The sequence below is a fragment of the Nocardioides marmoriginsengisoli genome, assembly GCF_003725695.1.
GTDB lineage: Bacteria > Actinomycetota > Actinomycetes > Propionibacteriales > Nocardioidaceae > Marmoricola > Marmoricola marmoriginsengisoli.
In genome coordinates, this window is sequence record NZ_RJSE01000008.1 from 349,940 (window position 1) to 373,717 (window position 23,778).

A 23,778-nucleotide genomic window follows, 5' to 3' on the forward strand; every position below is an offset into this window, starting at 1 on the left:
CTCACGGGTGCGTCATGCGCTCGACGTCGAGAGCGGCGTCGAGCTGCTCCACGGTGAGGACGCCGCGGTCGACGTACCCCATCGTCAGGACCTGCTCCCGGATCGTCCGGCCCGCCTTCAGCGACTCCTTGGCGACCTTGGCGGCCTCCTCGTAGCCGAGGTACTTGTTCAGCGGTGTGACCACCGACGGTGAGGACTCGGCATACCTGCGCATCCGCTCGGCGTCGGCGGTGATCCCGTCGACGCAACGCGTCGCGAGCAGTCTCGTGGAGGTGGACAGGATGCGGATCGACTCGAGCAGGTTGCGCGCGATCACCGGCATCATCACGTTGAGCTCGAAGTTGCCTGCCGCACCGGCGGTCGTGATCGCGGTGTCGTTGCCGATCACCTGGGCGCAGACCATCAGGGTCGCCTCGGGCAGGACCGGGTTCACCTTGCCGGGCATGATGCTCGACCCGGGCTGGAGGTCGGGCAGGTGGATCTCCGCGAGGCCGGTGGTCGGACCCGAGGACATCCAGCGCAGGTCGTTGCAGATCTTGGTGAGGCCGACCGCGATGGTCTTGAGCACGCCGCTGAGCTCGACCAGGGAATCCCGGGTGCCCTGGGCCTCGAAGTGGTTTCGCGCCTCGGTGAAGGGCTGGTCGGTGAGCGCGCCGAGCTCGGCGATGACCTTGGCGGCGAAACCTGCCGGCGTGTTGATGCCGGTACCGACTGCCGTTCCGCCGAGCGGGAGCTCGCGAACCCGGGGGAGTACGCCGTCCAGCCGCTCGGACGCCATCCGGATCGTGGCGGCGTACCCGCCGAACTCCTGGCCGAGCATCACCGGGGTGGCGTCCATCAGGTGGGTGCGGCCGGACTTCACCAGGTCCGCGAACTCGTCAGCCTTCGCCTCCAGCGAGGTGGCCAGGACGGCGAGGGCGGGTTGCAGGTCCTCGACCACCGCGAGCGCGGCAGCGACGTGGATCGAGGTCGGGAAGGTGTCGTTGCTGGACTGGCTGGCGTTGACGTGGTCGTTGGGGTGCACCTCGGTCCCGGTCCGGCCGGCCAGGGACGCGATCACCTCGTTCGCGTTCATGTTGGAGCTGGTGCCGGATCCGGTCTGGAAGACGTCGAGCGGGAACTGGTCGTCGTAGGAACCGGCCATCACCGCCTCGGCAGCGCTCCGGATCGCGGCCGCCTGGGCATCGTCGATGACTCCGAGCTCGGCGTTCACCCGGGCTGCGGCGGCCTTGATCGCGCCGAGCGCGCGGACGTGCCGCGGTTCCAGCGGCGTCCCCGAGATGGGGAAGTTCTCGATCGCCCGCTGGGTCTGCGCCCGCCACAGCGCGTGCGCCGGAACCCTGACCTCGCCCATGGAGTCGTGCTCGATGCGGGTGCCCTCGTCGGCGCTCATGGAACGAGGCTACTTGCGTACCGAGTACAACCAGTAGCGGTCCGACCGCTGGCCGATCGCCACGTCGTACGGCGTCGCGGTGACGTTGCCGAAGACCGACGCCATCGCCGCCGCCAGCTCGGGAGCCTCGGCAGCCGACCAGATCACCAGCACCTGTCGCGTGACCCTGAGCGCCGAGGTCAGGAACGGCTGGGCGTAGAGGGCCGCGTTGGCGTCGTGGACCAGGTAGCCGGGGCCGTTGTCGACGTCGAGCAGCACCAGGTCGAAGGCGTTCTCCCGTGCCTCGTCCAGAGCCATCGCGACGTCGCCGACGACGACGGTCAGCCGCTCCTCGGCGAGCAGGTGAGGTCCGTGCGCGATGGTGCCGTCGCGCATCCAGTCGACGACGACCTGCTCCAGCTCCACGACCGTGCAGGACGTGACCCGCGAATCGGCCAGGACCTCGTGCAGGGTGAACCCGAGCCCGAGGCCGCCGACCAGCACGGTCTCGACCTCCGGCACCAGCGCCAGCGCCCGGGTTGCCAAGGCGCGCTCGCTGGTGGTCTCCAGCGTGTCCATCACGAAGACGCCGTTGACCCGCAGCTCCAGGATCGTCGGGGTGTTCTGGTCGCGCCGCTCCCGGAGCACGACCTCGCCGCGCGGGGTCTCCGCGCGGGCGATCTCGACGTACTCCACCGGAGCGAGGCTACGGCTCAGTCGAAGATCTCGGAGAGCCAGGACTCCTTGCGCTTCGGCTTGTAGTACCCCTGCTTCGGGTGCTGGTACTGCTGCTGGGGCGGCGCGTACTGCTGTTGCTGCTGCTGGGGCGCCGGAGCGGTCTGGGCGAGCGAGCGGTCGATGATCTTGTCGAGCTCGCCGCGATCCAGCCAGACGCCTCGGCAGGTGGGGCAGTAGTCGATCTCGATGCCGTTGCGGTCGCTCATGACGAGGACGGCGCCGTCGGTGGGGCACTGCATGGGAGAACTCCTTCGTTGTGTACCCCGCCAACGGACGAGCGGTCCCAGCAGTTCCTTGCCGGGCCGATCCGGACTACTTCTCGGCGGAACGCACCCGCAGCCCGCCGGCGTCGCCGAGCGAGGTGAGCGGCACGTTGACGGCCCCGGACGGGTCGGTGAAGAAGTCGTTGCCCTTGTCGTCGACCACGATGAACGCCGGGAAGTCGACGACGTCGATCTTCCAGACCGCCTCCATGCCGAGCTCGGGGTACTCGATGACCTCCTGGCTCTTGATGCAGTCCTGGGCCAGCCGGGCCGCGGGACCGCCGATCGAGCCGAGGTAGAAACCGCCGTGGCTGTGGCAGGCCTCGGTGACGACCTTGGAGCGGTTGCCCTTCGCGAGCATCACCATCGAGCCGCCGGCTGCCTGGAACTGCTCGACGTACGAGTCCATCCGGCCGGCGGTGGTCGGGCCGAACGAGCCGGACGCCATCCCTTCGGGGGTCTTGGCCGGGCCGGCGTAGTAGACCGGGTGGTTCTTCAGGTACTCCGGCATCTCGCCGCCGTTGTCGAGCAGCTCCTTGATCTTGGCGTGCGCGATGTCGCGAGCGACCACCAGCGGGCCGGTCAGCGAGAGCCGGGTCTTGACCGGGTGCTTGCGCAGCTCGGCGAGGATGTCGGCCATCGGCTGGTTCAGGTCGATCGCGACGACCTCGCCCGCGGCGATGTCCTCGGCGACGCCGGCGTCCGGCATGTACTGCGCCGGGTCGGTCTCGAGCTGCTCGAGGAAGACACCGTCCGCGGTGATCTTGCCGAGCGCCTGGCGGTCCGCGGAGCAGGAGACCGCGATCGCGACCGGGCAGGACGCACCGTGCCGGGGGAGCCGGACGACGCGGACGTCGTGGCAGAAGTACTTGCCGCCGAACTGCGCCCCGATCCCGAAGGACTGGGTCAGCTTGAAGACCTCCTCCTCCAGCTCGAGGTCGCGGAAGCCGTGGGCGCTCATCGAACCCTCGGTCGGCAGGTTGTCGAGGTAGTGCGCGGACGCGTACTTGGCGGTCTTCAGCGCGAACTCGGCACTGGTGCCGCCGATCACGATCGCCAGGTGGTACGGCGGGCAGGCCGCCGTACCGAGCGAGCGGATCTTCTCGTCGAGGAACTCCAGCATCCGCTTCGGGTTCAGGACGGCCTTGGTCTCCTGGAAGAGGAACGACTTGTTCGCCGAGCCGCCGCCCTTGGCCATGAAGAGGAACTTGTACTCCGGGCCCTTGGGTCCCTGGGCGGTCGAGTACAGCTCGATCTGCGCCGGCAGGTTGGTGCCGGTGTTCTTCTCCTCGTACGTCGTCAGCGGAGCGAGCTGCGAGTACCGGAGGTTCAGCTGGGTGTACGCGTCGTACACGCCCCGGCTGATCGCCTCGCCGTCGTCGGCGCCGGTGAGCACGCCCTCGGACTTCTTGCCCATCACGATCGCGGTGCCGGTGTCCTGGCACATCGGCAGCACGCCGCCGGCGGAGATGTTGACGTTCTTGAGGAGGTCGAGCGCCACGAACCGGTCGTTGCCGGACGCCTCCGGGTCGTCGATGATCTTGCGCAGCTGGGCCAGGTGCGCGGGACGCAGGTAGTGCGAGATGTCGTGCATCGCCTCGGACGTCAACCGCTGGATCGCCTCGGGGCTGACCCGCAGGAACGTCTCGCCGTCCGCCTCGAAGGTCGAGACGCCTTCGGTGGTGACGAGCCGGTACGGCGTGTCGTCGGCGGACGTCGGCAGCAGGTCGGAGTAGCGGAACTCGGGTCCGGCGGAAGGCGCAGTGCTCACCCGGAAAGGTTAGTCGGCCGCACGCGGGGGCGCCCCGCGGGTCCGAGCGAATCGGACGATCGGGACTCCGATCGGTTCCCGAGGGCCGAAAATCGATTTCTCACGCTTCGCCCTTTGGTCGACGATTTGGGCCACTTTTCTCGGGCTGGAATCGGTTTGTTTGTCCGATATTGAGCCTATTCGGTGTCTCTCAGGATTCATTAAGAAAAGTCTTGTCACCGCGTTATTCCGAGGTCGATAGTGGGCAACGGTGTAGGCCGCTCATCGGGGGCGGCGCATCTCGGATACGTGGGGCAGGTGCGGTTCCTATGCGTAGGTCCAGGTTGTTCATTTCTCTCGTCGCAGTGGTGAGCATGGGTGCCGCCACCTTCATCAACCCGAGCGCCGCGGTGGCGGACGAGCCGAAGGCCCCGAGCCTGTCGGCCCCGTTGTCGACGTGCGCCAATCCGCCGGACGACCCGGACGCGACCACGGCCAACGCCGAGCGCTTCGTGGACCTCTGGTTGCCGCGGATCAAGAACAAGGACTGGCTCGACGCCTTCATCGCCAAGAAGACGGTGCCGGACGACGTCAAGGCCGAGGGCTTCCACGCGATGAGCGGCCCGGTCCAGATGTGGCTGAGCTCCTGCCTGCTCCAGGGCATGCTCAAGGTCGCTGACGAGACCGTGTCGGTCAAGAAGACCAACGAGTACCTGGCCGGCCTCTCCACGATCATCTTCGGCAAGGCGCAGCTCGCCAAGATGAAGGAGGAGCTGAACTCGAACGCGAAGCCCGACACCACCAAGACGCTGCCGCTGAAGAAGGACCAGACCGCCGAGGCGCTCAAGGACATGGTCGAGGACACCTCCTCCGAGCCGAGCCTGACCACGGCCCAGTTGCCCAAGGCGGACGTCACCGTCCCGAGCACCACGACCTCGAAGGACCTCACCGGCCAGGTCACCCCGAAGCTGCAGAAGCTGATGGACGCCCCTGACGTGGTCCCGACCACCTCGGAGGCGCAGGAGGCCCAGGCCCCGAGCCTGGTGCCCACCGGCCTCGAGCCGAACCCGATCACCCAGATCCCGCTGGTGCCGCTGGTGCTCAAGGCGGTCAACGAGGTGCTCAAGCTGGTCGCCCAGATCCAGGGCCTGCTGTTCACGCTCCCCGTCGTCAACATCCTCGCCTCGGCGTTCTACAAGATCTGCGCCGAGTCGGCCACGATGCCGTTGTCCTGCAGCATCTCGCTGCCGATCGGCGTGCCGATCCCGGCCGACGTGACCGGTGACAACGTCCCCGACGTCCTGGGCGCGCTGTTCCCGGTGACGAACCTCGTCGACGTCGGCGCCAAGTTCCAGGTGACCCGGCTGCACAGCGCTCCGCTGCCGGCCCACGTCTTCGCCGTCTACGACACCCCGCTGGTCAAGAAGCGCGTCGAGATCGGCTTCGACGGCCGGGCCTCGTCGCTGGCGTGGAACCAGGGCGCGCTGTTCTCGGTGAAGAACGTCTTCAAGGCGCTCACCGGTGATGTCCAGGTCGGCGCGGTCGTCACCGCTGCCCAGCCGGGCGCGACCGAGGCACTGACCTTCGCGGTCAAGGACCTCGTCGGCGGCTCCATCGGGGTCCCGCCCTCGGAGGAGAACCCGATGGGCGGCTCGATCCAGATGAACCCGTTCCCGGAGAAGTTCACCGTGAACGCGCGTCTGACGCACACGGCCGCCAAGGATCAGGACACCTTCAACGTCGAGTCGACCACCCCGACGCGGGTGGACGCGATCATCGACCAGAGGACCACGACCACCACGCCGAAGAGCAACCGCCGGTTCACGGCGACGGTCGACAAGCTGCCGAACTCGGTGACCGTCGACCTGGTCCGCAACGGCGAGAAGCAGAGCATCGACTACACCGGAAGCGCACCGATCGACCTGGTCCGCGCCAGCGACACCGCGATTCCGGACGTCAGCCACCCGGACTCGTTCACGGAGAGCATCTACGAGGTCAAGGGCGTGCCGACGAAGGTCCACGTCGACCTGACCGGTGGCGAGGACATCCTCTACACCGCGAACGCGAAGGTGCCCGAGGTCTCGTTCTCGACGACGACCAAGGAGGACGGTGACCTCAAGCAGCGGATCACGGCGAAGGCGCACCAGATCCCCAAGTCGGTGCACGTCCTCAACAACATGACACCCGACCAGACCGCGCTCACCTACGACGCGGACTCCAACCTGGCCGACGTCGAGTTCACGATGTTCGACCGTGACAACGACAAGACGGACATCCGGGCCAAGGCGACGGACATCCCGACCCACATGGAGTTCAGCCAGGTCAAGGCCACCGGGGTCTTCGACTTCTCGGCCAACGCCGGCATCGGTCTGATCGAGGCCACCCTGACCCAGAACGACGGCCTGCTGCTGCCGATGCCGGGTCAGGACCACGCCACGGTCTACAAGCGCGGCAACAAGCTCGGGGCGGACTTCCGGCTCACCGGGTTCAAGTCGGCGCACTTCGACGGCTCCGAGGACACCACGGTGGCTCTCGGGCTGAGTCCGGGCGGTCAGACGTTCGACGCGGTCGCCGACATGGACGACGAGCTCCCGAACGGCATGAACGTGCTCGCGACGGCCCACATCGGGGCGTTGCCGGCGAACATGCAGGTCACCTTCGACCCGGACAACGGTGCGGCGACCTACGCCGCGTCCAGCGTGATCCCGCTGCTCGAGGCGAGCTTCACCGACCGGGCCACCCAGATGTTCGGGAACGCGAAGCTGATCGATCTGCCCAAGAACATCGGGCTGACCTTCAACACCACCGGCGAGGTCCCCGCGGTCACCTACGACGCGGACTCCCGCCTGGGATCGATCGAGGTGAACTACTCGGAGAAGCCGGGCGGCCTCGCGATCCACGGTCTGATCAGCGACCTGCCGAAGTACATGAAGATCGGCGGGATCGACCCGATCGAGTTCGACGCACGCAACTCCTCGGCCGGTGCCAAGGGTGAGTCGTTCCTCGGTCAGGTGTTCTTCCAGTACGCCACGGACGGCGTCTTCGCCAGCCCGCCGACGTCGGACGACCACGTGTACCTGGACACCGACGAGGTGGACTCCACCCACGCCGAGCTCCAGTACACCGGCCTGAAGTACCTCGGCGTCGACACCAGCAACGAGGAGCTGCACGCCAAGATCCAGAACACCTCGCCGCGACTGCTGCGGGCGTACCTGACCACGCCGAACCTGAGCCTGACCGGGTTCATCGACAAGGTGCCCGCGACGATCGAGCTCGCGCAGGTCGGCAACCTGGTCTCGTACGACGCCAGCTCGTCGATCGACGAGATCTCGACCAACCTGGAGCGCGCCAACGGCGACGCCGTCGCGGTCCAGATCAAGGACGTGCCGAGCAGCATCGACCTGCTGTTCGACGGCGCGGCCTCGAAGCTGGTCTGGGACTCCTCGTCGCCGACCGGACTGGTCTCGGCGGCGGCGCACCTGACGCCGGACACGATCGGCGGGACCCGGAACTTCGACGCCGGCCTGACGATCACCGACATCCCGGTGCACTGGGACGCCAGCTGGGCGAACGGCAACGTGCTCTTCCAGGCGCCCGCTCCGGGCATCGGGTCGATCGCTGCCCAGGTCACCAACCACGGCACCTACCACGTGCTCTCCGGTGACCACCTCAGTGCGTTCTACGACCAGCCCTCGGGCGACCTGGACGCCAGCCTCAAGATCAGCAACCTGCGCAAGGCCGGCTTCACCAAGCTGACCAACGCCAACGGCGGCGGATTCGTGGCTGACCTCAACATGGGCAACCAGGGCGACTTCAAGTTCGCGGCCGACGTCACCCTGACGGCGTCCAAGCTCAAGGCGACCGGTGAGTTCAACCACCTGCCGTCGACCATCAACCTGAAGAGCGACGGCGGCCGGATCACCTACGACGGCAACAGCAACCCCGACCTCACGGTCTCGGTCGAAGCCGGTACGGCGGCCGCCCTGGCCGCCACGCCGACCCCGCCGCTCGTGCACGGTGTCTCGGTGCGTGACGGTGCCAGCGGTTCGGACAAGGCGGTCAAGGCCAAGCTCTACCTGACCGGTCTGCCGAACCACCTGGACCTGAACTCGCCGGCCGGCACCTACCAGGTCGACGGGTACCACCCGACCAACGGGACGCTGACCGTCGACGCCAAGCTGAACGCCCTGGCGCCGCAGCCGCTGACGCTGCTGCTCACCCAGGGAGTGCCGACGGCGACCCCGGTCAACTTCAAGTTCGGGCCGTTCCTCTCGTCCACCGCGGGCGACGGAACGCACAACCTGAGCCTGAACTACACCGCGAACCAGGAGCTCGGTGCCCTGGACGCGGAGGTGACCTACGGCAACACCGACGATGCCCGTCTGCAGATCAGCTCGATCCCGGCCTCGATCGCGGTGAACGCCGGCTTCGGCGCTGACACCAAGACCGTCGGGATCACGATGAGCCAGGGCATCGACCAGATCGTCGCGTCGTACAAGCACGTCGGCGAGACCGATCTGGCGGCCCGGGTCCAGCTGGACGACGTGCCGTCGGCGGTGAACATCAACATCGGCAAGGACTCCGGATCCGGAGACGGCGCCGACGTCGACGCGCCGGTGTTCACGATGAACACGAGTGCGCCGGGGATGGACATCAGCGCCTACGCCACGGCGGCGATCACCAGCCCGGTGGACGCCAACGCGGCCGTCTCCCTCGGGGTCACCAACCTCGGTTCGACGGTCACCGGCGACCTGACCGGGAACGTCCTGCACATCACCTCGGCACCCGCCACGGAGGCGTTCTCGCTCCAGGCGGCCGGCCGGGTGCAGAAGACGATCGACCTCGGGTTCGACGGCGGCATCTTCCAGAACACCGGAACCCTGGGCGCCGACCTCAAGATCAACAAGGTGACCGTCGGGCTGAACGACTTCTCCGACGTGAACCTGAGGCTGGGCTTCACCACCGGTCTGGACGGCACCTTCAGCTCGTTCACGTTCGGTCAGGAGAGCAACCTGACGATCGACATCGAGGACCACTTCTCGGTCTACATCGACTGGCCGGACCCGTTCGGCTCGGACACGATCGACCTGATCACCATCCCGCACCAGGTGATCCCGCTCGGCAACGTGGTCCCGAAGTGGCACATCAACTCGAACACGTTCGGGGAGATGTTCGACATCCCGTTCTTCTTCTTCCTGATCGGTGAGTGCAACGTGCAGTTCGACGCCCGACCGGCACCGGGCTTCACCACGGCCGGGAGCACGTTCACCCTGCCGGCGCCGCCGGACGACGGGAGCCACACGCCGGCCTGGCTGCTCACGCCGGACATCCACCTGCTGGGTCTCTCGATCCCCGACTTCGGACTCGACATCATCGCGTTCTTCATGTCGCCGTACGGCAAGGGGATCAATGCCCATCCCGAGTGCGAGCTGTACGACCTGAATCCGTTCTAGGAACGTCGGTGGCACGGGCGCGGCTCACCCCGCCCGTGCCACCGGTCAGGCCTGCCTCGGAACTACCAGACCGACAGCTCGGCGCTGAGGCTCTGGTCGACACCGGAGGGGGAGCGCAGTCGGACGTACCGTGCCCGCTGCCCGCCCGGTACGTCGAGCGCGACCGCGAACCCCGAGTTGGTGGCGACGGTCCGGTAGGTCCGGCCGTCGTCGGAGAGCTCGACCAGCACCTGCCCGGAGAAGCCGCGGGCCACCACGAGGTCGACCGGCCGCACCGACCCGAGGTCGACGACCGCGCCGGTGACGACGCCGCCCTTCCCGCGGAGCCGGGCGGGCTGGTCCAGATTGCCGTCGGTGGCACCGCAGCGGGAGAACGCGCCGTCCTTGGCGGGCGCCGTACCGGTCACGGCGGCGCAGCGGCGGCCGCGGGAGAGCGGCGTACCGGAGGTCGCCCGGACGGGGATCCTGGCCGACAGGTAGTGCCCGCGGACGTCGGCGGCGCCGCTGCTCCCGGACAACGAGGCGTCGGCACCGGCGGCCACCGAGCCTCTCTGGTCCTCGAGGATCCGGGCGTCGACGGTCCCCGAGGTTCCGGAGACCGGCTGCGTCCAGAGCGCGGACTGACCCTTCGCCTCGAACAGCCGGGCCGAGTACGTCGGCTTCCTGCCCGCGGCGGCGGGGAGTGCCGCGAAGGAGAGCCGGATGTCCCCGCCGCCCTGGCTGACCCGCGGCGAGGCGTTCCAGAGCCGGGCGTCCGGGAGGTCGACCTCGCCCTCCTTCGCGATGAAGGAGACCGTCGTACTGCTCCGGCGGTTCGCGAAGACCACGTTGATCGTGGACGCCGTTCCCAGCGTCCCCTGGGTGTCGGAGCCCTTGAGGTCGAACGCGTAGCGGCCGTCGGCGTCGGTGGTCGCGGTGCGGGCCTTGCGGCAGATCGCCGGGGCGTCGGGGACCAGGCAGATGGTCGCCAGCGTGCCGACCGCGAGGATCGATCCGAAGACGACCTCGCCGATGTCGGCCTGCTTGAAGAGCAGCACCTTGGTCTTCGCCAGCGGCTTGCCGGCGGCGTCGAGGGCCCGGCCCGAGATCCGGACCGACTGGTCCGGATCGACGGTGCTGAACGAGCAGCCGGTGGCCGCCAGAGAGAGCGTGGCCAACAGTGCCGGCACCCTGCGCATGACTGTTAACTTAGACCAACAGGTGTCTGCTGAGGAGTGGTGAAGGTGCGAGTTCGCGAAGGAATTCTGGTGCTGGCCCTGGCCGCGGCGCTCACGGCCTGCGGTGGAGGCGACGGCGACAAGGACAAGAGCAAGGACGCCGGCTCCGATCCGTCCAGGATCAGCAGCCCGACGGCATCGCTGACCGAGATCGCGGTCGACTGCGGCAAGTTCAACGACACCGCCAAGAAGATCGTCGATGCCCAGACGAAGATGTTCACCGGCAGCGAGAGCGACGTCGAGGACGCCGTGAAGGTGCTGGACGCTCAGCTGGACGCGCTGAAGGACGGCGCCCCGGACGACGTCAAGGACGCGCTGGACAACTTGTCAGCCGCGTTCGCCGACATCGTCGAGCTCCGCAAGAACCCGAACGGCGAGGCGCAGACCCGGCTCGCGACCCTGGGCCAGAAGCTCGCGGCCGACGGTCAGAAGATCTCGGCGTACATCATCTCCAAGTGCAGCTGACGCTCCGTCAGCCCTGAGCCTTGTCGGCGGTACGCCGGATCACGTCGACGAAGGTCTCGTGCAGCGGGACCGGGAGGTCGTGCCCCATCCCCGGGATCAGCAGCAGGTGCGCTCCCGGGATCGCCTGAGCGGTGGCGCGCCCGCCGCTGGGGTGCACCATCCGGTCGTCCATGCCGTGGATCACGGCGGCCGGCACCCGCACCGACCCCAGCGCCCGACCGCGGTCGGGCTGGGTCAGCACCGCCATCATCTGGCGCATCGTCCCGGCCGCGTTGATCCCGCGCTCGAAGGTCTCCTCGGCCCGGGCCCGGGAGGCCGCCTCGGGCTCCGGGTAGCCCGGTGAGCCGATCAGCCCGCCCATCGTGCGGGCCGCCGCGACGTACCCCTCCTTTGTGGTGGCCCGCGGGCCGAGCAGCATCGGCAGGATCCGCGGGTCCTGCCAGCCGGCGGTACGGCGGCCGGTGGTCGACATGATCGAGACCAGGCTGCGCACCCGCGACGCCCCGGAGTTCCGGCCCTCCGCGATCGCCATGCTCTGCACGATCATCCCGCCCATGGAGACGCCGACGACGTGCGCCGAGTCGATCCCCAGGTGGTCCAGCAGCCCGAACGCGTCCTCGGCCAGGTCGGCGATCGCGTACGGCGCGTCGGCCTTGCGGCCGAGGAACGCGCGGATCAGCATCGACCGGGTGATCCGGGCGGTGCCGCTGCTGGACCGGGCGGCGTCGCGGTTGTCGTACCGGATCACGTAGAAGCCCTGCCGTGCGAGCAAGGTGCAGAGCGCGGGGTCCCACCAGGTCATCGGCGCCCCGAGTCCCATCACCAGCAGCAGCGGCTCGGCATCGGGGTCGCCGTACGTCTGGTAGCAGAGCTCGACGTCGGCGCTGACCGGAGCGAAGAGCTCACTGCTGACGGCGACGACCTCGGGATCGGTCACGGCGGTACGGCGGGCGCGGATACGGGGCATCCCCCTATTTCAGCATCTCCGACTCACGTTGCGAAATCAGTTGAGTTCCGTAAGTAGAACCCCGGTTTCCGTTACGTTCGGCAGCGTGAACTCACCGATGGGCGACTTTCTCAAGCCCGAAGGCTTTGCCGGGCCGCAGGGTCTGCGCGCGCTCACCCGGGAGGGAAGCGTGCTGGGCGAGGCCGGCCGGTTCGTACGGCGGGCCGCCTCGGACCGCATCTCCCGGTCCGCACTGCCCTACGCGAGCCACCACCGCCCCGCCGCCGCCGAGCCGGTCCTGCTGATCCCGGGGTTCATGGCGGGGGACGCCACCCTGGCGCCGATGGCCCTGATGCTCCGCGGTGCCGGCTACCGGACCTACCGCGCGCACATCCACGTGAATGCGGGGTGCACCCGCGAGGCTGCTGACCGGCTCGAGCGCCGGATCGAGGCGATCGCGGAGCAGCGCGGCCGCAAGGTGAGCATCGTCGGGCACAGCCTCGGCGGGATGCTGGCACGCGCCCTCGCCGGCCGTCGCCCTGACCTGATCCACGGCATCGTGTCGATGGGTAGTCCGATGCTGGCACCCGGTGCCGTCCACGAGGTTCTCGCCCGGGACGCCGAGATGCTGACCCGGCTCACCCGGGCCGGGCTCGGCGGCCTGATGAGCGAGGACTGCATCGCCGGCGAGTGCGCCCGGTCCAGCTTCGAGGAGACGCACGCCCCGCTCGACCCCGAGATCGGGTTCACCGCGATCTACTCCCGACGCGACGGCATCGTCGACTGGCGGGCCTGCATCGACCCGGTCGCGATCCCTGTCGAGGTGACCGCGAGCCACGTCGGGATGGCCCTGGACCCGCTGGTCTTCGACGCGGTGCGCGCCGCGCTGGAGGGCCAGCTCGCCGTCAGGACGGCGCGGAGCCGGGCCACCCGGGAGACAGCTCGGAGCGAAGCGGCGCTGCTGCGCCCGGTCGCGCACAGCTGAGCCCGGCCGCCTCGACCGCGGCACCGAGCAGCGCCGTCAGGCGCTCGTCGTCGCGCGGCAGCCCGGGACCGTAGTTCCCGAGCGAGTCCGACTCCAGCAGCACGGTGAGCACCGCGGCCATGAACGCGTCCCCGGCTCCGACGGTGTCGGCCACCTCCACCACGATCCCGCCGACCGAGACCTCGCTGCTCGCGGTGAACGCCGTCGCCCCGTCCGCGCCGCGGGTCAGGATCACCAGCTCGGTGCGGTCGCCGGTGAGCAGCGACCGGGCGATGTCGTCGGGGTCCGCGCCCGGGTGCAGCAGCTCGATGTCCTGCTCGCTCAGCTTCACCAGGTTGGCCCGGTCCGCGAGCGACTCGATGTCGCCCCAGGCCTGGTCGTGGTCGTGCTCGGTGAGGTGGCCGGCGCGGACGTTCGGGTCGTAGCTGACGAAGACGTCCAGCGCCCAGGCCTGCTCGACCAGGTCGAGGACGCTGTCCCGGCCCGGTTCCAGGACGGTCCCCAGCGAGCCGACGTGCAGGGCGTCGCAGTGCGGCAGCTCCTCGTGCGGCAGGTTCCAGGTGAGGTCGACGGTGAAGATCGGGTCACCGTCGTCGACGAGCACGGTCGCCGTCGGGGTCCGGCCGTCCGCGGTCGGCACGGCGACGTACTCGACCTCGCTCTCCTGGAGGTGGCGGACCACCGTCGCGGCGCGTTCGTCAGCGCCGATCTCGGTGATCAGCAGGGTGGGAGTTTCCAGCCGTGCCAGGGCCACGGCCACGTTCAGCGGCGAGCCGCCGACCGTCTCGGCGGCGGCGCCGTCAGCGGTGCTGCTCAGGTCGACCAGTGACTCGCCGACGACGACGATCACTCCGGCGGCTCAGCGCTCGAAATCGACGTTGGCGTAGGCGCGCAGCTTGCTCAGCTTGTGGTCGCTGATGATCTCGCGGATGGTGCCGCTGCGGCTGCGCATCACCAGCGAGTGCGTCGAGGCGCCGCCGGCGCGGTACCGGACGCCCTTCATCAGCTCGCCGTCGGTGATGCCGGTGGCCACGAAGAAGCAGTCGTCGCCGGAGACCAGGTCGTCGGTGAGCAGGATCTGGTCGAGGTCGAGACCCGCGGCGATCGCCTTCTCGCGCTCGTCGTCGCTGGTCGGCCAGAGCTTGCCCTGGATCACGCCGTCCATGCACTTGATCGCGCAGGCGGTGATGATGCCCTCGGGGGTGCCGCCGATGCCGAGCAGCAGGTCGACGCCGGTGTCCGCGCGGGCGGCCATGATCGCGCCGGCCACGTCCCCGTCGGTGATGTACTTGATCCGGGCTCCGGTGTCGCGGATCTCCTGGGCCATCTGCTCGTGCCGCGGCCGGTCCAGCAGGACGACCGTGACGTCCTCGGGCTTGCCGCCCTTGGCCTTGGCGACCAGGTGGATGTTCTCGGCGACCGGGTAGCGGATGTCGACGACGTCGGCCGCCTCCGGCCCGGTGACCAGCTTCTCCATGTAGAAGACGGCGGACGGGTCGTACATCGAGCCGCGCGGGGAGACCGCGAGCACCGCGACCGCGTTGGCCATGCCCTTGGCGGTCAGGGTGGTGCCGTCGATCGGGTCGACGGCGACGTCGCACTCCGGTCCGGTCCCGTCACCGACCTCCTCGCCGTTGTAGAGCATCGGCGCGTTGTCCTTCTCGCCCTCGCCGATGACCACGGTGCCGCGCATGCCGACGGTGGAGATCAGGGTGCGCATCGCGTTGACCGCGACTCCGTCGGCCCCGTTCTTGTCGCCCCTCCCGACCCAGCGACCGGCTGCCATGGCGGCGGCCTCGGTCACCCTGACCAGCTCGAGGGCGAGGTTGCGGTCGGGCGAGGTGGGCGCGACGGCAAGCGATTCGGGCAGGTGGGATTCGGACATGGGGCAGATATTATCGGTCAGCGGGGGTGCCGCGTGCCGGGAACGCTCTCATGGGCGCTCGACGACCACGTTGGTGGACTTGATCGAGGCGACCGCACGGGCGCCGCGTTCCAGACCGAGCTCTTCGGCGGCGTCCGACGACATCAGCGACACGATCCGCTGGCCTCCGCAGATCAGCTCGACCTGCGCCATCACGGTGTCCTTCTTGACCGCGACGACGATGCCGGCGAGCCGGTTGCGGGCCGAGGAGAGGCGCAGGCCGTCGTGGTCCGGGGCATCGGCCAGCGACTCGGCGAGGGCCGCGACGTCGGTGCCTTCGACCACGGCCCGGCCGCCGTCCCGGGCGGTCGCGAGCCGGCCCTGGTCGATCCAACGCCGGACGGTGTCGTCGCTGACGCCGAGGAGGTCTGCCACCTCGGCGATCCGGTAGGTGCTCACGGGGCCAGTCTCACACCATCGCGGACCACAGGTGCAGCACGACGACGCCGCCGGCCACCGAGAGCGGGGTCAGGGCGAGCCCGAGCAGGTGGAAGTCCCGGCTGCTGACCCGGCCCCCGGACCGCGCCACGGTACGACGCCAGAGCAGGTTCGCCAGCGAGCCGGACCAGGTCATCGAGGAACCCAGGTTGATGCCGATCAGGCTCGCCAGCACCGGGACCGGGCCCAGCGGTGCGACCAGCGGCACCAGCAGCAGGGTGGCCGGCAGGTTGTTCACGACGTTCGAGAGCACCAGTCCGACAGCGGCGATCCCGAGCAGCGCCAGGAGGCCGTCCTCGTGCGGGAGGACCTCGTCCAGCAGGTCGCCCAGCGGTCCCTCACCGAGGGCGGCCACCACCAGGCCGAGGGCGAGCACGAAGAGCGCGAACGGGGCGTGCGTGGCCGACCAGACCCGTCCCGGGCCGAGCTCGCCGAGGCTGAGGCCGCGGACGGCCAGGACCAGCGCCGCGGCGCCGGCCACCCAGAACGGATCGATCTCGGAGCCGACGGCGAAACCGGCCAGCATTAGCCCGACCACCACCAGCGGGAACCGGGGAAGCGGTCGGGCCGGTGCCGTGGTCGGCGCGGGCGGGGCGGCGAGCTGACGCCGGAACCGGACCCGGTGTCCGGCGTACTCCACGGCCAGCGCGAGCACCCAGACCGGGGCCATCAGCAGGGCGAACCGGCCGAAGGAGAGGTCGAGGTCGGGCAGGGCCAGCAGGTTGGTGAGGTTCGAGATCGGCAGCAGCAGCGAGGCCACGTTCGCCAGCCGGACGCAGACGAGTTGGAAGGGCCGGTCCGACCAGCCGTGCGCGGCCGTCGCCGCCAGCACGACCGGGGTGAGCAGGACGACGGTGGCGTCCAGGCTCAGCACCACCGTGATCACCGCCGCCACCGCGAAGACCAGCGCGAACATCGCCTGCGGGCTGCCGGCCCGGGCCAGCCGCTCGCCGATGGCGGCGAAGAGCCCGGCCGCGCGGCAGCACTCGGCGACCACCAGGATCGCGACCAGGAACCCGACGACCGGGAGCAGGTGGCGTCGCTCGGTCCCGAGATCGGCGGCGGTCAGCGTGCCGGTCGCCAGGACCGCGCCGGCCGCGGTGATCGCCACCACCGCCTCGACCCACTCCGGGGGATGCGCGTACGCCGTCGCCAGCAGCGCCACCAGCGCGACCATCGGAACCAGCTCAGCGACCACCGAGTGAGAGTAGCGCCGGGCGGCTTGGCAAGATGGTGGCCATGAGCCAGTCGACGAGCCCGTACGCCCAGCGCTCGTACGCCGGGATGATCGGCGCGATGATCGTCGCCGTCGTGGTGGCCGGAGGCTGGTACCTGATCGGCCGCCCGAACGACGACGTGAAGCCGATCGTCGGCGTGGAGTGGACGCCGCAGGTGCGGGCAGCGCGAGCCGACGGCGCCCTGCTGATCTACGCCCCGGACGCGCTGCCGACAGGCTGGAAGGCCCGGGAGGCGCGCTACCTGACCGGCAGCGAGCCGTCCTGGCACCTGGCGATCCTCACCGCCGAGGGCAAGTACGTCGGCATCGACGAGAGCCGGCTCTCGGTCGCGAAGCTGGTCGCCGAGAACGTCGACAAGAACGCCGACCAGGGCCGTGACGTCACGATCAACGGCGAGGTCTGGCAGTCCTGGACCGACAGCGGCGGCGACTACGCACTGACCCGGAGCGTCGAGCAGGGCCAGCTCGTCGTGGACTCGGTGATCGTCTTCGGCTCGGCGCCCGACCAGGAGATCATCGACTTCGCGAAGACGCTCAAGACCGGTTCGGTCGACCTGACGCGCTAGTCCTCGTCGTCCGCGTCCAGGACGGCGTCCAGGCGTGCCCGGGCCCCGTCGAGGGCGTCCTGGCAGGTCTTCGCCAGCTCTTCGCCCCGCTCCCACAGCGAGAGCGACTCGGCGAGCGTCGTACCGCCTTGCTCGAGGGTGCGGACGACCTCGATCAGCTGCTCCCGGGCGTCCTCGTAGCTCAGCGGCTCCGCGGTGGTGCTCTTCTCAGTCATCGGACTCCTCGGACGTGGTGGGCAGGGGGATGGATTCGACTCCGGTCACCGTGGCGCTGATCCGCCCGTCGGCGACGCGGATGGTGACCGGTGCGCCGCCGGCGATGTCCTCGACGCTGGAGAAGAGCGCTCCGTCGGCGTCCGAGAGCACCGCGTAGCCGCGGCGCAGGGTGGCGAGCGGGGAGAGTGCGCGGACCCGGGCCAGGCTGTGGTCGAGGTCGTCGGCGGCCCGGTCGAGCACGTGGCCGAGCACCCGCTGGCCGCGCGCCCGCAACGCCCGGACCTCGTCGGCGCGGCCGACCAGGTCGCTGCGCGGGTCCGCCATGCTCGGCCGGCTGCGGAGGTTGTCGAGCTGCTGCTGCTCGCGAGCGACCAGTGCGTGCGTCGTACGGCGGATCCGGTCGCGGAGCTGGAGCACCCGGTGCCCCTCCTCGGCCACGTCCGGCACGATCCGCTTGGCCGCGTCGGTGGGGGTGGAGGCGCGGAGGTCGGCGACCAGGTCCAGGATCGGGCTGTCCGGCTCGTGCCCGATCGCGGAGACGACCGGGGTGGTGGCCCGGTGCACGGCTCGGATCAGGGCCTCGTCGGAGAACGGCAGCAGGTCCTCGATCGAGCCGCCGCCGCGGGCGATCACGATCACCTCGACGCTCGGGTCGCGGTCCAGAGCCTCCAGGGCGGCGATCACCTGCTCGGCGGCGTTCACGCCCTGCATGGCGGCGTACCGGACCTCGAAGGCGACGCCGGGCCAGCGCCGGCGGGCGTTCTCCAGGACGTCCTTCTCGGCGGCGGAGTCCTTCGCGGTGACCAGCCCGATCCGGTGCGGCAGGAACGGCAGCGGCCGCTTGAGCTCCAGGGCGAAGAGGCCCTCGGCGGCAAGCAGCTGCCGGCGCCGCTCGAGCCGGGCGAGCAGCTCGCCCTCGCCGACCAGCCGGAGCTCGCGGACCGAGAGCGAGAGGGAACCGCGGTTCGGGTAGACGGTCGGCTTGCCGTGCGCGATCACCTGGGCGCCGTTGACCAGCGGGGTCGGCAGCGAGTCGACGACCGCGCGGGGGCAGGTCAGCTGGATCGAGACGTCCGCGAGCTTGTCGCGCAGGGTCAGGAAGTCGGTGTTGGAGTTCGCCGGCCGGTTGAGCTGGACGACCTGGCCCTCCACCCAGACCGCGCCGAGCCGGTCCACCCAGCCGCCGATCGCGGTGACGACCTGGCGAACCGGGATCGGGCTCTCCGGTGAGGTCGTCAGTGCCATGAGCCGAGGTTACCGAGTGCCCGAGCTTGCTCGAGGCCGAGTGGCCGAGAGCTCATTGACGAGCGAAGCGAGGATCATGGGGGCACCTTAGTCGCGGGCCACTACGATGGACCGCATGGACACCGATCTGGCGATGCCCCGCGTCCTCGAGGATGCCGACCGCGCCGTGCTGCTCGCCGCCCCTCGCGGCTACTGTGCCGGGGTCGACCGCGCCGTGATCACCGTCGAGAAGGCGCTGGACCTGTACGGCGCCCCGGTCTACGTCCGCAAGCAGATCGTGCACAACAAGCACGTGGTCGCGAACCTGGAGTCCCGCGGTGCGGTCTTCGTCGAGGAGCTCGACGAGGTCCCGGCCGGCGAGACGGTGGTGTTCTCCGCGCACGGCGTCTCGCCGGCGGTGCACGCCGAGGCGGCCGAGCGCGACCTCAAGACCATCGACGCGACCTGCCCGCTGGTCACCAAGGTCCACCACGAGGCGAAGCGGTTCGCCGCCGACGACTACGACATCCTGCTGATCGGCCACGAGGGTCACGAGGAGGTCGAGGGCACCGCGGGCGAGGCGCCGGACCACATCCAGCTGGTGCAGAGCCCCGAGGACGTGCCGAACATCGTCGTCCGCGACCCGGCCAAGGTCTCCTGGCTCTCCCAGACCACGCTCTCGGTCGACGAGACGATGGCGACGGTGAACGCGATCCGGGAGCGGTTCCCGCTGCTGCTCGACCCGCCCAGCGACGACATCTGCTACGCCACCCAGAACCGCCAGCTCGCGGTGAAGGAGATCAGCCCCGAGGCCGATCTGGTGATCGTGGTCGGCTCCGCCAACTCCTCGAACTCGGTGCGGCTGGCCGAGGTGGCGCTGGAGGCCGGCGCCAAGGCGGCGTACCGGGTCGACGACGCGAGCGAGATCGACGTGGCCTGGCTGACGGGGGTCGACAAGGTCAGCGTGACCTCGGGAGCCTCGGTTCCCGAGGAGCTGGTCGACGGGGTGCTCTCGTTCCTCGCCGAGCGGGGCTACCCCGACGCCCGTGCGGTGCACACGGCCGAGGAGTCGCTGATCTTCGCGCTACCGCCGGAGCTGCGTAAGGACATCCGCGCCGCCGAGCTCGCGGCGAAGGCCGCGCAGGGCTCCTAGTGGCCCGCTACCTCGACATCCACCCGGTTGATCCGCAGCCCCGGCTGGTCGACCAGGCAGTCTCGCTGCTGCGCGAGGACGGGCTGATCGCCTACCCGACCGACTCCGGCTACGCCCTGGGCATCCAGCTGGGCAACCGCGACGGGTTGGACCGGATCCGGACGATCCGGAACCTCGACGACAAGCACCACTTCACCCTGGTCTGCAAGGACTTCGCCCAGCTCGGTCAGCTGGTGCACATCGACAACGCCGCCTTCCGGGCGATCAAGTCGGCGACGCCGGGGCCCTACACGTTCATCCTGCCGGCCACCGGCGAGGTCCCGAAGCGGTTGATGCACCCGAAGAAGAAGACCGTCGGGGTGCGGATCCCGGAGCACCCGATCGTCCGGGCGCTGCTGGAGGAGCTCGGCGAGCCGATGCTGTCGAGCACGTTGATCCTGCCGGGGGAGACCGAGCCGATGACCGAGGGCTGGCTGATCAAGGACGAGCTGGATCAGCTGTTGGACGCCGTCATCGAGGGCGAGTCCGGTTCGCTGCCGACGACGGTCGTCGACTTCACCTCCGGCGCCGCCGAGGTGACCCGGTACGGCGCCGGCGACGCCTCCAGGTTCGAGTAGTCCGCGCCGGCCCGGTGGCGGCGGATCACCCGGGCACGGATCGCGAGCACGACCAGGGCCAGCCCGTAGCCGACCAGTAGCGGTCCGGAGTGGTGGGCCAGGCCCGAGACGACGGCCTGGATCAGGCTGTCGCCCTTCGGTGCGATCGCGCCGCGGTCGACGACGCTCAGCAGGAGGCAGAGGCCGAGCAGCAGCATCGGGGGAAGCACGCCGACGTGGAAGAAGTCCTGGGGGCGGATCGCGAGGGCGATGGCCACGCAGAGCACCATGAAGCCGATGTCGAAGATGCGGCCCAGCTCCGCGGAGACCCCCAGATCCACCGCGACCAGCACGATGCAGGCAAACACCGAGAACCGCGTGACCCGACTGCCGGACCAGCGGCCTTCTTCCCACACCGTGGGTGCGCTCACGTAGTTACCGTAAATCGGCGACCCGGCGCTGCAGCGGTGCCACGCCGGAGCCCGGTCCCTCGACCTCGGGCAGCTCGGGGCGGCGGTCGGCGACCGCATCGAGCAGCTCGACGGCGGTCAGCGGCCGCGGAGCCTCCTCGACCGGTCGCGGCGCGGTGAGCTCCTCGTCGAGGTCGGCGACGTCCGAGAAGTGCCGCGCGGTGACCAGGACCCGGTTCTCCAGCGAGCCGACCGCGCTGTTGTAGGACTCGACGCTGCTCTTCAGCGACCTGCCGAGCTTGTCGAGGTGGCGCCCGACGGTGCCGAGTCGGCCGTAGAGGTCGCGTCCCAGCTGGTGGATCTCGCGGGTCCGCTGGGCAAGGGTCTCGGTGGTCCAGCCGTGCGCGACGGTCCGGAGCAGTGCGATCAGCGTGGTCGGGGTGGCCAGCACGATGTTCCGCGCAGCGGCGTACTCCAGCAGCCGCGGCTCGGCCTCGAGTGCGGCGGACAAGAACGACTCGGCCGGCAGGAACAGCACCACGAACTCGGGAGTCGCGATGCCGTGCTGCCCGAGGGCGCGCCAGTACGCCTTGGAGGAGAGCTGGTCGACGTGCGTCCGGAGCTGCCGCGCGTGCACGGCCAGGTGCGCCTGCTGCTCCTCGGGGTCCTCGGTGCCGATCGCGTCCAGGTAGCCGGCGAGCGGAACCTTGGCGTCGACCACGATGCTCTTGCCGCCGGCGAGGTGGATCACCACGTCCGGTCGGAGGGCGCCGTCCTCCCCGGGCAGGTGGACCTGCTGGGAGAAGTCGCAGCGGTCGACCATCCCGGCCAGCTCGATGCTCCGGCGCAGGTGCAGCTCGCCCCACTGGCCGCGGACCTGAGGCTTGCGCAGTGCGGTGGCCAGGGCGGAGGTCTCCCGGCGCAAGGTGTCGGTCGAGTGCCGGACCTCGTCGACCTGCTGGTGCAGGGTGCTCTGCCACGAGACCCGCTGGTGCTCCAGGTCGCGCATCTTGTCGTGCAGCCGGTCGAGCCCGTCCCGGATCAGGGTCTGGTCGGCTGACGGGTCGGCAGCGGGTGCGTGGTCGCGTCGTACGAGCAGGACTCCGAAGGCGCCGGCGATGACGCCGACCAGCAGGGTCACCAGGGGAAGGATGATGTCCATGCCCCGAGGCTGGCAGGAACCCCCGACACGTCGCGTTCGCGTAGGATCGGCTGCTCGACTCGGGGAGGGACCGATGGGCGCACGGACACGGCGGGCGGTGGTGCTCGGCATCGTCGCCCTGCTCGCATCCGCCGGGCTGGTGTCGGTCGGGAGCGCCGCGGTCGCGGAGGACGGCGGGAACCCGGCGATCGTCAGTCCGGCCTCCTCCGGTCGGCTCTACGCGGGCACGCGCGGACCGTTCGTGGTGGAGTTCGCGAACGCGGCGACCGGGAGCTACACGTGGTCGGTGGTCACGGTCCCCGGCGACGTGGAGGTCGCGAGCGGGCCGGTCTCCTGGACCGGAGCGGGCACCTCGGCGCGGTCGATCACGACGCCGTCGGTGCTCGCCGCCGGTGACTACTCCTTCACCGTCAAGGACGCGGACGCCCATTCCGCCTCGGTGGCCTTCGAGGTGGTCGGCTACGCGCAGCCGCGCTGCACCCTGATCGTGCCGGCGACGATCCGGGTGAACGCGCCCGAGGAACGCGTCGCCGGAAGCCTCGCCTCCGACTGCGCCGCCGCTCAGGTCAGCCATGCCAGCTGGGACGTCCGTCGCGCGGGCACCACCTTCTACAACCTGTTCGAGTTCAGCGGGACCACCCAGGACTACTGGAAGCACACCGCCTCCGACCCGCTCGGCACCTTCGTCGCGCAGGCGAGCACGGCGGCCACCAACCCCGCCGGAGACACGATCCTGCGCAACTCGCCGAGCACCACGATCCGGCTGGCCTCGCGGGTCTCGTTGAGCGCCGTACGGGTCCGGAAGTACGTGACGCTCCGGGCGTCGCTGACCCGCTACGTCCCGGCGGCGCGGGCGTTCCGTCCGTGGAAGGGCCGGGTGGTGACGCTGTCGTACAAGACCTGCAAGTCCTGCGCCTGGCACCGGCTGACGGCTCGTACCACCAGCAGCAAGGGGACGATCCAGGTCCGGGTGCGCGCGCCGAAGGTCCGCTACTACCGGGCGAGCGTCGCCGGCACCTCGACCGTCTGGGCGCCGTACGCCGACCTGGTACGCCGGTGATGACGCGGCTCGTGACCGCCCTGGTGCTCGGCGTGGTGCTCGCCGGGTGCGGGACAGGCTCCGGTGACGACCACGACTACCCGTCCGCCACGGAGCTGGTCACCGCCGGCCCCGAGTCCGGTGACCTGCTGGCCCACGGCGTCGTCACCAGCGACGGTGAGCCTGTCGCGGACGCCAAGGTGGTGCTCCAGGTGAACCCGGCCGGGAGCGCGTCCACGCCGGACGTCCCCGTCGAGCGCTGGTCGGCTCCGGCGGTCAGCACCGACGCCGAGGGCCGCTGGGAGCTGCGCCTGGACCCCGCCGACCTGCCGGTCGAGTACTACCCGGAGACGTACTCGTTCCTGGAGTTCCAGCTCGTCTTCGGCGACGGCTCGCGGCTGGCGACCTGGGCAGGCGGGGTCTACCGCCGTACCGATCCCGACGTGTGGCGCACCGAGGGTGCCAACCCTCCGGACGGAGTGCTCCGCGTGGACGTGGACCTCGATTCCGGCGACGTCGTCGCGACGGACTCGAAGGGTGAGAAGTCGAGCCCGGGCGAGGAGTGAGTCGCGGCCGCGGCGATCAGTCCCTCGGGACGATCCCCGACCCTCGAATCGGACGACC

21 protein-coding genes and 1 pseudogene are annotated in these 23,778 nt (G+C 69.9%); 8 read left to right on the forward strand and 14 right to left on the reverse strand.

Translation table 11 applies throughout. From position 1 onward, the window contains the following. Position 1: 1 nt before the first annotated feature. From EFK50_RS18400 to EFK50_RS18415, 4 genes are all read right to left on the reverse strand, one after another. Positions 2 to 1,393, reverse strand: a complete 1,392-nt coding sequence (locus EFK50_RS18400; protein ID WP_123229037.1) for a class II fumarate hydratase — start codon at positions 1,391 to 1,393, stop codon at positions 2 to 4. 9 nt (positions 1,394 to 1,402) lie between these two features. Beyond that, positions 1,403 to 2,068 (reverse strand): spermine/spermidine synthase domain-containing protein, encoded by a 666-nt coding sequence (locus EFK50_RS18405; protein ID WP_123229038.1) that lies wholly within the window; start codon positions 2,066 to 2,068, stop codon positions 1,403 to 1,405. 17 nt (positions 2,069 to 2,085) lie between these two features. Continuing rightward, the gene (locus EFK50_RS18410) at positions 2,086 to 2,349 is read right to left on the reverse strand and encodes a TFIIB-type zinc ribbon-containing protein (protein ID WP_123229039.1); all 264 of its coding nucleotides are present in this window, start codon (positions 2,347 to 2,349) and stop codon (positions 2,086 to 2,088) included. Positions 2,350 to 2,422: 73 nt separating this feature from the next. After that, positions 2,423 to 4,144, reverse strand: a complete 1,722-nt coding sequence (locus EFK50_RS18415) for a fumarate hydratase (protein ID WP_123229040.1) — start codon at positions 4,142 to 4,144, stop codon at positions 2,423 to 2,425. A 347-nt stretch (positions 4,145 to 4,491) separates the two neighbouring features. On the opposite strand from EFK50_RS18415, the gene EFK50_RS18420 reads away from it, so the two are divergent. Continuing rightward, a complete protein-coding gene (locus EFK50_RS18420) occupies positions 4,492 to 9,576 on the forward strand; it encodes a hypothetical protein (RefSeq protein ID WP_221177466.1) in 5,085 nt (1,694 codons plus the stop codon). A 62-nt stretch (positions 9,577 to 9,638) separates the two neighbouring features. Here EFK50_RS18420 and EFK50_RS18425 read toward each other — a convergent pair whose 3' ends face one another. Next, positions 9,639 to 10,733, reverse strand: coding sequence for a discoidin domain-containing protein (locus EFK50_RS18425; protein WP_123229042.1), 1,095 nt, complete (start codon positions 10,731 to 10,733; stop codon positions 9,639 to 9,641). 66 nt (positions 10,734 to 10,799) lie between these two features. On the opposite strand from EFK50_RS18425, the gene EFK50_RS18430 reads away from it, so the two are divergent. After that, a complete protein-coding gene (locus EFK50_RS18430) occupies positions 10,800 to 11,258 on the forward strand; it encodes a hypothetical protein (protein ID WP_148046228.1) in 459 nt (152 codons plus the stop codon). 7 nt (positions 11,259 to 11,265) lie between these two features. Here EFK50_RS18430 and EFK50_RS18435 read toward each other — a convergent pair whose 3' ends face one another. Next, entirely contained in the window at positions 11,266 to 12,225 is a 960-nt protein-coding gene (locus EFK50_RS18435) for an alpha/beta fold hydrolase (protein ID WP_123229044.1), read from the reverse strand. A gap of 85 nt (positions 12,226 to 12,310) precedes the next feature. Here EFK50_RS18435 and EFK50_RS18440 point away from each other — a divergent pair, with 85 nt between their 5' ends. Continuing rightward, positions 12,311 to 13,189: an esterase/lipase family protein gene (locus tag EFK50_RS18440; protein WP_148046229.1), complete on the forward strand. Its 879-nt coding sequence runs from the start codon at positions 12,311 to 12,313 to the stop codon at positions 13,187 to 13,189. Here the strand turns inward: EFK50_RS18440 and EFK50_RS18445 are convergent. Genes EFK50_RS18445 through EFK50_RS18460 form a run of 4 tightly spaced genes read right to left on the reverse strand, consistent with a single transcriptional unit; the run spans position 13,110 to position 16,749 of the window. Continuing rightward, positions 13,110 to 14,039, reverse strand: coding sequence for a carbohydrate kinase family protein (locus EFK50_RS18445; protein ID WP_123229046.1), 930 nt, complete (start codon positions 14,037 to 14,039; stop codon positions 13,110 to 13,112). The two genes, EFK50_RS18440 and EFK50_RS18445, sit on opposite strands and share 80 nt — an antisense overlap. Positions 14,040 to 14,048: 9 nt before the next feature. Further along, on the reverse strand, positions 14,049 to 15,074 hold the full coding sequence (glpX, locus tag EFK50_RS18450) for a class II fructose-bisphosphatase (RefSeq protein WP_123229047.1): 1,026 nt from the start codon (positions 15,072 to 15,074) through the stop codon (positions 14,049 to 14,051). A 48-nt stretch (positions 15,075 to 15,122) separates the two neighbouring features. After that, positions 15,123 to 15,512, reverse strand: coding sequence for a TOBE domain-containing protein (locus EFK50_RS18455; protein WP_123229048.1), 390 nt, complete (start codon positions 15,510 to 15,512; stop codon positions 15,123 to 15,125). 10 nt (positions 15,513 to 15,522) lie between these two features. Beyond that, entirely contained in the window at positions 15,523 to 16,749 is a 1,227-nt protein-coding gene (locus tag EFK50_RS18460; protein ID WP_221177467.1) for an SLC13 family permease, read from the reverse strand. A gap of 41 nt (positions 16,750 to 16,790) precedes the next feature. On the opposite strand from EFK50_RS18460, the gene EFK50_RS18465 reads away from it, so the two are divergent. Further along, on the forward strand, positions 16,791 to 17,354 hold the full coding sequence (locus EFK50_RS18465; protein ID WP_183407911.1) for a DUF4245 family protein: 564 nt from the start codon (positions 16,791 to 16,793) through the stop codon (positions 17,352 to 17,354). Here EFK50_RS18465 and EFK50_RS18470 read toward each other — a convergent pair. Both EFK50_RS18470 and xseA read right to left on the reverse strand, forming a co-directional pair. Continuing rightward, complete coding sequence (locus EFK50_RS18470; protein WP_123229051.1) at positions 17,351 to 17,569, reverse strand: exodeoxyribonuclease VII small subunit; 219 nt, start codon at positions 17,567 to 17,569, stop codon at positions 17,351 to 17,353. The two genes, EFK50_RS18465 and EFK50_RS18470, sit on opposite strands and share 4 nt — an antisense overlap. After that, positions 17,562 to 18,815: an exodeoxyribonuclease VII large subunit gene (gene xseA / locus EFK50_RS18475; RefSeq protein WP_123229052.1), complete on the reverse strand. Its 1,254-nt coding sequence runs from the start codon at positions 18,813 to 18,815 to the stop codon at positions 17,562 to 17,564. The genes EFK50_RS18470 and xseA overlap by 8 nt, the downstream gene beginning before the upstream one ends. 115 nt (positions 18,816 to 18,930) lie before the next feature. Here xseA and EFK50_RS18480 point away from each other — a divergent pair, with 115 nt between their 5' ends. Both EFK50_RS18480 and EFK50_RS18485 read left to right on the forward strand, forming a co-directional pair. Beyond that, positions 18,931 to 19,947, forward strand: a complete 1,017-nt coding sequence (locus EFK50_RS18480) for a 4-hydroxy-3-methylbut-2-enyl diphosphate reductase (RefSeq protein ID WP_123229117.1) — start codon at positions 18,931 to 18,933, stop codon at positions 19,945 to 19,947. Further along, the gene (locus EFK50_RS18485) at positions 19,947 to 20,564 is read left to right on the forward strand and encodes an L-threonylcarbamoyladenylate synthase (protein ID WP_123229053.1); all 618 of its coding nucleotides are present in this window, start codon (positions 19,947 to 19,949) and stop codon (positions 20,562 to 20,564) included. The genes EFK50_RS18480 and EFK50_RS18485 overlap by 1 nt, the downstream gene beginning before the upstream one ends. A gap of 29 nt (positions 20,565 to 20,593) precedes the next feature. Here the strand turns inward: EFK50_RS18485 and EFK50_RS22920 are convergent. Together EFK50_RS22920 and EFK50_RS18490 are read right to left on the reverse strand one after the other, a co-directional pair. After that, positions 20,594 to 21,073, reverse strand: a pseudogene (locus EFK50_RS22920) (DUF6542 domain-containing protein); the annotation flags it as partial. Further along, entirely contained in the window at positions 20,979 to 22,115 is a 1,137-nt protein-coding gene (locus EFK50_RS18490; RefSeq protein WP_123229054.1) for a DNA recombination protein RmuC, read from the reverse strand. The pseudogene EFK50_RS22920 and the gene EFK50_RS18490, both read right to left, overlap by 95 nt. Before the next feature lie 73 nt (positions 22,116 to 22,188). Here EFK50_RS18490 and EFK50_RS18495 point away from each other — a divergent pair, with 73 nt between their 5' ends. Both EFK50_RS18495 and EFK50_RS18500 read left to right on the forward strand, forming a co-directional pair. Continuing rightward, entirely contained in the window at positions 22,189 to 23,175 is a 987-nt protein-coding gene (locus tag EFK50_RS18495) for a hypothetical protein (RefSeq protein ID WP_123229055.1), read from the forward strand. Further along, positions 23,175 to 23,720 carry a transthyretin-like family protein gene (locus EFK50_RS18500; protein ID WP_123229056.1) on the forward strand — a complete coding sequence of 182 codons (546 nt, stop codon included), beginning with the start codon at positions 23,175 to 23,177 and terminating at the stop codon, positions 23,718 to 23,720. Before EFK50_RS18495 ends, EFK50_RS18500 begins: the two co-directional genes overlap by 1 nt. Positions 23,721 to 23,778: the final 58 nt, after the last annotated feature.

What these genes read in the sequence shown, in the direction of transcription:
- EFK50_RS18480 (WP_123229117.1), top strand. Translation starts at nt 18,931, where the DNA reads ATGGACACCGATCTGGCGATGCCCCGCGTCCTCGAGGATGCCGACCGC.
- EFK50_RS18465 (WP_183407911.1), top strand. Translation starts at nt 16,791, where the DNA reads ATGAGCCAGTCGACGAGCCCGTACGCCCAGCGCTCGTACGCCGGGATG.
- EFK50_RS18495 (WP_123229055.1), top strand. Translation starts at nt 22,189, where the DNA reads ATGGGCGCACGGACACGGCGGGCGGTGGTGCTCGGCATCGTCGCCCTG.
- EFK50_RS18410 (WP_123229039.1), bottom strand. Translation starts at nt 2,349, where the DNA reads ATGCAGTGCCCCACCGACGGCGCCGTCCTCGTCATGAGCGACCGCAAC.
- EFK50_RS18470 (WP_123229051.1), bottom strand. Translation starts at nt 17,569, where the DNA reads ATGACTGAGAAGAGCACCACCGCGGAGCCGCTGAGCTACGAGGACGCC.
- EFK50_RS18500 (WP_123229056.1), top strand. Translation starts at nt 23,175, where the DNA reads ATGACGCGGCTCGTGACCGCCCTGGTGCTCGGCGTGGTGCTCGCCGGG.
- glpX (WP_123229047.1), bottom strand. Translation starts at nt 15,074, where the DNA reads ATGTCCGAATCCCACCTGCCCGAATCGCTTGCCGTCGCGCCCACCTCG.
- EFK50_RS18400 (WP_123229037.1), bottom strand. Translation starts at nt 1,393, where the DNA reads ATGAGCGCCGACGAGGGCACCCGCATCGAGCACGACTCCATGGGCGAG.
- EFK50_RS18435 (WP_123229044.1), bottom strand. Translation starts at nt 12,225, where the DNA reads ATGCCCCGTATCCGCGCCCGCCGTACCGCCGTGACCGATCCCGAGGTC.
- EFK50_RS18490 (WP_123229054.1), bottom strand. Translation starts at nt 22,115, where the DNA reads ATGGACATCATCCTTCCCCTGGTGACCCTGCTGGTCGGCGTCATCGCC.
- xseA (WP_123229052.1), bottom strand. Translation starts at nt 18,815, where the DNA reads ATGGCACTGACGACCTCACCGGAGAGCCCGATCCCGGTTCGCCAGGTC.